This window comes from Trebonia sp., from assembly GCF_049794275.1.
Lineage (GTDB): Bacteria > Actinomycetota > Actinomycetes > Streptosporangiales > Streptosporangiaceae > Trebonia.
This window is the reverse complement of sequence record NZ_JBARCR010000583.1, coordinates 1-6,155: the sequence shown is the minus strand read 5'-3', so window position 1 is coordinate 6,155 and position 6,155 is coordinate 1. Positions and strand designations below refer to the sequence as shown.

At 67.8% G+C, this 6,155-nt stretch carries 8 protein-coding genes; 1 reads left to right on the top strand and 7 read right to left on the bottom strand.

Annotated features, from left to right (window positions below; translation table 11 throughout):
- From WA805_RS15800 to WA805_RS15790, 3 genes are all read right to left on the bottom strand, one after another.
- Positions 1–521 (bottom strand): class I SAM-dependent methyltransferase (locus tag WA805_RS15800; RefSeq protein ID WP_425242704.1); only part of this gene is annotated, 521 nt, incomplete at its 3' end.
- Positions 522–531: 10 nt separating this feature from the next.
- Positions 532–1,536, bottom strand: coding sequence for a ParB/RepB/Spo0J family partition protein (locus tag WA805_RS15795; protein WP_422282159.1), 1,005 nt, complete (start codon positions 1,534–1,536; stop codon positions 532–534).
- 129 nt (positions 1,537–1,665) lie between these two features.
- Positions 1,666–2,688: a threonine aldolase family protein gene (locus WA805_RS15790; RefSeq protein ID WP_424561995.1), complete on the bottom strand. Its 1,023-nt coding sequence runs from the start codon at positions 2,686–2,688 to the stop codon at positions 1,666–1,668.
- 196 nt (positions 2,689–2,884) lie between these two features.
- Between WA805_RS15790 and WA805_RS15785 the strand changes: the two genes are divergently transcribed.
- Positions 2,885–3,523 (top strand): GNAT family N-acetyltransferase, encoded by a 639-nt coding sequence (locus tag WA805_RS15785; RefSeq protein WP_422288580.1) that lies wholly within the window; start codon positions 2,885–2,887, stop codon positions 3,521–3,523.
- Positions 3,524–3,584: 61 nt separating this feature from the next.
- On the opposite strand, the gene trxA is transcribed toward WA805_RS15785, so the two are convergent.
- From trxA to WA805_RS15765, 4 genes are all read right to left on the bottom strand, one after another.
- Complete coding sequence (trxA, locus tag WA805_RS15780) at positions 3,585–3,908, bottom strand: thioredoxin (protein WP_422275245.1); 324 nt, start codon at positions 3,906–3,908, stop codon at positions 3,585–3,587.
- A gap of 38 nt (positions 3,909–3,946) precedes the next feature.
- Positions 3,947–4,882 carry a thioredoxin-disulfide reductase gene (gene trxB, locus WA805_RS15775; protein ID WP_425242705.1) on the bottom strand — a complete coding sequence of 312 codons (936 nt, stop codon included), beginning with the start codon at positions 4,880–4,882 and terminating at the stop codon, positions 3,947–3,949.
- Between the two features lie 88 nt (positions 4,883–4,970).
- Entirely contained in the window at positions 4,971–5,828 is an 858-nt protein-coding gene (locus WA805_RS15770; RefSeq protein WP_422275241.1) for an SGNH/GDSL hydrolase family protein, read from the bottom strand.
- 32 nt (positions 5,829–5,860) lie between these two features.
- A partial coding sequence (locus WA805_RS15765; RefSeq protein WP_425242703.1) for a hypothetical protein occupies positions 5,861–6,155 on the bottom strand: 295 nt, incomplete at its 5' end.

Sequence of the window (6,155 nt, the reverse complement as noted above, 5' to 3'; positions counted from 1 at the left end):
CCCGCACCCTCCAGGATTTCTGTCACGGCGGGCGGGTCGGCGAGCGAGAATGCATCCGGCAGGCCGGCTGAGATCGCGGTCATCCCGAGAGCCTGGCGAATGGTGACGTCCCACCCGTTGCGCTCGGGGGCCTGCCAGACCATCATCACCAGGCGGCCGGCCGGGCGCAGTGCCCGGCTGATGTTGGCGAACGCCGCGGCCGGGTCGTCGAAGAACATCGTGCCGAACCTGCTAATCGCCAGGTCGAAGTGCTCCTGCGGGAACCGGTAGACCTCTGCATTGGCGCGTTCGAAAGTGACGTTACGGATTCCCTCGGCGCGGGCGGCCTCGCGGGCACGCTCGACGGCAGCCGCGGAGACGTCTACCCCGAGCGCACTGCCTGCCCGCGCTGCGCGCGCGGCCTCCCGGGTCGTCTGCCCGCTCCCGCACCCGATGTCGAGGACGTGGTCGCGGAACTGGACACCACAAGCCTGGCGCAGGACCTCGTTGTGCCGCTGCAGTTCGGCGTCGTACGACGTCACCCCGCAGCGGCTACTCGTCGGCCTGCCGGACGCTGGCAGCCTCGGGGGTCATGGACTTGACGATCCGCTCCAGGTCGTCGATGGTGGCGAACTCGACCACGATCTTGCCCTTGTTGCGGCCGAATTCGACCTTGACCCTCGTCTCGAATACATCGGACAACCGGTCCGCGAGGTGACGGAGGGCCGGGGCTACTGGCTTTCTGGTGGCGGCCCTGCGGTGCGACTTCGCCGGGGTGTCGTCGCCAACGGCGACGATCTCCTCGACGGCCCGGACCGAGAGTCCTTCCGCCACAATGCGCTGCGCCAGTCGTTCCTGTGCTTGGGGGTCGTCCAGCGAGAGCAGCGCGCGGGCGTGGCCGGCGCTGATGACACCAGCGGCGACCCGCTTCTGCACGGCGGGCGGCAGGTTCAGCAGCCGGAGCGTGTTGCTGATGTGCGGCCGGGACCGGCCGACCTTCTGCGCCAGCTGCTCGTGGGTCGCGCCGAAGTCGTCCAGCAGTTGCTGGTACGCCGCGGCCTCCTCCAGGGGGTCGAGCTGCTGACGGTGCAGGTTCTCCATCAGCGCGTCCCGCAGCATGTCGTCGTCATGAGTCGCGCGAACGATGGCGGGAATGAAGTCCAGGCCGGCTCGCTGGGACGCACGCCAGCGCCGTTCGCCCATGATCAGCTCGTAGCGGGAACCACCGAGGCTGCGCACCACCACCGGCTGGAGGAGTCCGACCTCGGTGATCGAAGCGGCCAGCTCATCGAGTGCGTCGTCATCGAAAGTCCGCCGCGGCTGCCGGGGATTCGGCGTGATGGAGTCGACCGCGACTTCCTCAAAGTACGCCCCAGCGACTGGGCGCAACGCGGTCTCAGCCGCACCGTCCCCATGCCCGTCTGTGCCGGGCGATCCCAGCGGTGCCGCGGAACCAGCGCCGATCGGCGAGCCCGCGCCAGTCGTGGTGCCAGGGCGCGAGGCGTCCGGGATCAGTGCTCCGAGTCCCTTGCCGAGGCCTCGCCGTTGCTGCGCCACTTCATCTCCCTGGTACCGGGTGCGGGTGATTGACCGGAATCGTCAGTCCAATGTAACGGCAACAGATGGCTTGGTTTCACGTGAAACGAAGTACGCTTCGCCGGCGTGTTTCACGTGAAACCAAGCGGATCACCGCCGTGCCACGGCCGCGATGCTGGCGAGAAAGTCATCCACGTCGCGCTCCTGAGTGTCGAAGGCCGTCATCCAGCGGACGACCGACGTCGTCTCGTCCCAGACGTGGAACGTCCACTCGCGCTGCAATTCGGCGACATGCTGGCGGGCCAGCCGGGCGAAAACCGCATCCGCCTCGACGGGGTAGACCACTTCCACGCCAGGCAAGTCCGCCAGGCCCGCGGCAAGCCGGCTGGCCATGGCGTTGGCGTGCCTCGCGTTCTGTAGCCACAGGTCATCGTCGAGCAGCGCGATGAACTGCGCCGCCAGGAAGCGCATCTTCGACGAGAGCTGCATGTGCTGCTTGCGCAGGTACGGCGCATTGGCGGCATCGCCGGAACGCATGACGATGACTGCCTCGACGCCCATTGCGCCGTTCTTCGTGCCGCCGAAGCTGAGCACGTCCGCCTGCTCGGCTAGCTCGGCGAGCGTGCAGCCCAGGTAAGCCGCGGCGTTGGCCAGCCGGGCGCCGTCCATGAAGACCCGCAGTCCGTTGTCCGCGCAGAACTCGCGGACCTTGCGCAGCTCCGCGAGCGAGTAGCAGGTTCCGACCTCGGTCGACTGGGTGATGGCGACAACGCCTGGCTGCGCGAAATGCTCGTCCCCGCGTCCGGCAAGGCGGCTGGCGATCAGTTCGGGCGTGAGCTTGCCGTCCGGCGCGGGAACCGTCAGCAGCTTGGTGCCGAGTATCCGCTCGGCGGCACCGCACTCGTCGGTGTTTATGTGCGCGGACTCCGCACAGATCACTGCCTCATGCCTGGCGAGCAGCAGCCCGAGCCCGAGCACGTTCGCGCCGCTGCCGTTGAGCACCAGGTACACCTCGCCGTCCCTGCCGGCGAGCCGGCGCAGCTCGCCAACGGCTCGCGCGGTCCACGGGTCCGCGCCGTAGGCGACCGCGTCCCCGGCGTTCGCCTCGACGATGGCGCGCATGACGGCTGGATGCATTCCAGAGTGGTTGTCGCTGCCAAAGCTTTTTCGCATGCCTGCGAGCTTATTTCAAGCGCCCTGGGCCCGCTCCGCCGCCCGCTCGAGCGGCGCCACGCGGCGGATTCGCGACCCAGTGCCGAAGTTTGGTGCCTGCTCAGCGGTCACGGCATTCCCTCCTGACGGCGGGGATACCGTGCCAGAATGGGGGCTGTACCGCGGGCACGCTGACCTGATCGGGGAACGCAACAAGATGTCACGCCGTCTCGTCAACATAACGCTGGATAATCTTGGCGACCTTCCGCCGACCTGCCGTTCCTGCGTGTTCTGGGAACTCGATCCGGTGAGCAAGGCAAGGGCCGAGGCGTCAGATCCCGGGCTGGAAAAAGAGTCGTGGATCTCTTCCGTCCTGCTGGAGTGGGGGAGCTGCGGGAAGATTCTCTACGTTGACGGCGTGCCCGCCGCTTATGTGCTCTTTGCCCCGCCGCAATATGTGCCCCGTTCGGTCGCGTTCCCCACCAGTCCGGTCAGCGCGGACGCGGTGCTGCTGATGACCGCGCGGGTGCTTAGCGAATTCTCCGGCGGCGGACTCGGCCGAATGCTTATTCAGGGAATGGCCAAAGACCTGACGCGCCGCGGGGTCAGGGCGATCGAGGCCTTTGGCGACAAGCAATGGACCGCCCCGGCCTGCGTGCTCCCCGTCGATTACCTGCTCGCGGTCGGGTTCAAGACCGTCCGCCCGCATCACAGGCACCCGAGACTCAGGATGGAACTGCGCACGGCGCTCACCTGGCGGGAAGACGTGGAAGTAGCGCTGGAGCGGCTGCTCGGCTCCATGAACCCCGAGCGTGTTCTGCTCCGGCCAAGCCCGGCCGCCGTCAGCAGCAGCTGAGGCAAACGCGAAACGGCGGGCAGGCCGGATGGCCTGCCCGCCGCTCAAGCGTCGGAACCGCTCAGATGAACTCGGCGAGTTCGCGGAGCAGCGCCGCCTTCGGCTTGGCGCCGACGATCTGCTTCACGACCTGGCCGTTCTGGAAGACGGACATGGTCGGGATGGCCATGATCTGGTAGCGCTGCGAGGTCGCCGGGTTCTCGTCGATGTTGAGCTTGACCACGTCGATCTTGTCGGCGTGCTCCTTCGCGATCTCCTCGAGAACCGGCGAGACCATCCGGCACGGGCCACACCATTCGGCCCAGTAGTCGACGATGACGGGCTTGCTGCTCTGCAGCACCTCCGCGTCGAAAGTCTCGTCGGTCACGACCTTGGTCGCACCCATCCTTGATCACACCTTCCGTGTTGTAACTGTCGCTCTGCTTAAGACTCGTGCTCCGCCAGCCAGCGCTCGGCGTCGATCGCCGCCGCACAGCCGGTGCCCGCCGCCGTGACGGCCTGCCGGTAGGTCCGGTCCACGACGTCACCGCAGGCGAAGACGCCCTCGATCGCGGTGCGCGTGGTCGGCTGCTCGACGAGGAGGTAGCCGTCGGGGTCGGTGGGGAGCTGCCCGGCGAACAGCTCGCTGCGCGGTGAATGGCCGATCGCGATGAACGCGCCGCTGACCGGCAGCACCTTCTCGTCGCCGGTGTGCACGTTCTTGACGCGGACACCGGTGAGCTTGCCGTTGTCGCCCTCCATCGAGACCACCTGGCTGTCCCACACAAACTTGATCTTGGGGTTCGCCATGGCCCGGTCCTGCATGATCTTCGAAGCGCGGAGGGTGTCACGCCGGTGCACGAGCGTCACGGAATCGGCGAACCGGGTCAGGAACGTCGCCTCTTCGAGCGCCGAGTCACCGCCGCCGATGACCACGATGTCGTGCCCCCTGAAGAAGAACCCGTCGCACGTCGCGCACCAGGACACACCGCGCCCGGAGAGCTGCTTCTCGCCAGGAACGTTCAGCTCCTTGTACTTGGAACCGCTCGCGATGATCACGGCCTTGGCCAGGTAGGTGTCGGTCTCCGTCTTCACCACCTTGGGCGAGACGGTGAGGTCTACCGCAACCACGTCATCGGACACCAGTTCGGCACCGAACCGTTCCGCCTGCTTGCGCATGGCGTCCATGAGCTCAGGTCCCATAACGCCGTCGGGGAATCCGGGGAAGTTCTCCACCTCGGTGGTCTGCATCAGCGCACCGCCGGCGGTCACGGACCCCTCGAAGACGAGGGGGTTCAGCCTGCCCCTGGCGGCGTAGACGGCGGCCGTATAGCCCGCCGGCCCGGAGCCGATGATGATGACGTCACGTACGTCAGTCACTTGCATGTGCCCTTCGTTAAGATTGCAACCCGCTTAACCGATCCTAGGGCCCGGAGATTCCCGATGGCCTTCTTCCGCGCGAGCACGGTCAGCTCAGCTTCGTCGCCGCGAGGATCGCGTCTGCGATGACGCGATAGCCAGCGGCGTTGGCGTGCTGGTTCGGGCCGCGCGGCGGCGGCGCGCACTCCCACGTCCACTGGCAGATCCGCGCCACGTTGCGGGGTACCGATCCGATGCCGGGCACCGTGACCGGGTCGCCGAAGTTGGTGGTCTCGAAGGCCTCGAACACGTTGGCCACGGTGATCCCCGCCTGGCCGTAGGCGCGCTTGAGCAGGTCGTCGTACGCGACGGCGAACTTCTCGCTGAGCTGGGCGGTCGCGCGCCCGAGCAGGCCGCTACGCCATTCGGCGAGTGCGGGGAGGTAGTAGTTCATCCCGGCGATGCGGACGCCAGGTCCGGCCGCGGCCCGCAGGCTGGCCAGGATCGCCGCCACGTTGGCGGTGGCCTTCGGGAGCTGCCCGATGCAGGACGCGAGCCGGGTGAGGCTCGGCTGATTGCCGCAGTCTTCGAGGTCGTTGGCGCCGATGTCGATGGTGACGAGGAACACATGGCCGCGGTGGGCGCGCAGGAAGGCGCTGGCGGCGGCGAGCTGCGAGCCAGCGGCGTAGTGGCAGATTCCGCCGTGCATCATCGTCTGCGTGGTCTCTCCTGGGCACCCGAGGCGGACCAGGCGGAGCGCGGGATGGCTGGCCAGCAGCGTCGCGTACACCAGGTCCGGGTAGCCCTGCCCGGTCTCGACGCTGGCGCCGGCCGCGTCCGGCTGCACCCCCTGGGACAGCGAGTCGCCGAGCGCCAGGTAATAGGAACTAGGCGTCACCGGCTGACCCGCGGAGGGCGACGAGCATGCGGTGAGCACGGCCACGGCCATGACTGCCAGGGCAGCCATGATTTTTCTTCCGAACGGGCCCGTGGCGACTCTCACAGCCCTACCGACGCGATCAGTTCGGGGTTGCTCGCGGTGCAGCCGGTTCCGACCACCCACGCCCAGTTCGTCACGGCGATCACATAGGCGGGTTTGCCCTGATACGTCGCCCGGTCGACCAGGCTGGGCCGCATCTGCCCGGTCAGGTGCAGCACGCAGGCGCTGAGCTGCGCCGACGGAGCGGCCTCGGCGGCTGGCGGGGCGGCGGTCTTAGCCGACCGGGCCAGCTGCGCGCGCACTTGCTGGGCGAGCGTCGCCGACCGGTAATTGGTGCCGCTCGCGGTGACAGTG

Excerpts from the sequence above, each read along its gene's own strand:
- WA805_RS15790 (WP_424561995.1), bottom strand. The coding sequence starts at position 2,688 with ATGCGAAAAAGCTTTGGCAGCGACAACCACTCTGGAATGCATCCAGCC.
- WA805_RS15785 (WP_422288580.1), top strand. The coding sequence starts at position 2,885 with ATGTCACGCCGTCTCGTCAACATAACGCTGGATAATCTTGGCGACCTT.
- trxA (WP_422275245.1), bottom strand. The coding sequence starts at position 3,908 with ATGGGTGCGACCAAGGTCGTGACCGACGAGACTTTCGACGCGGAGGTG.
- WA805_RS15770 (WP_422275241.1), bottom strand. The coding sequence starts at position 5,828 with ATGGCTGCCCTGGCAGTCATGGCCGTGGCCGTGCTCACCGCATGCTCG.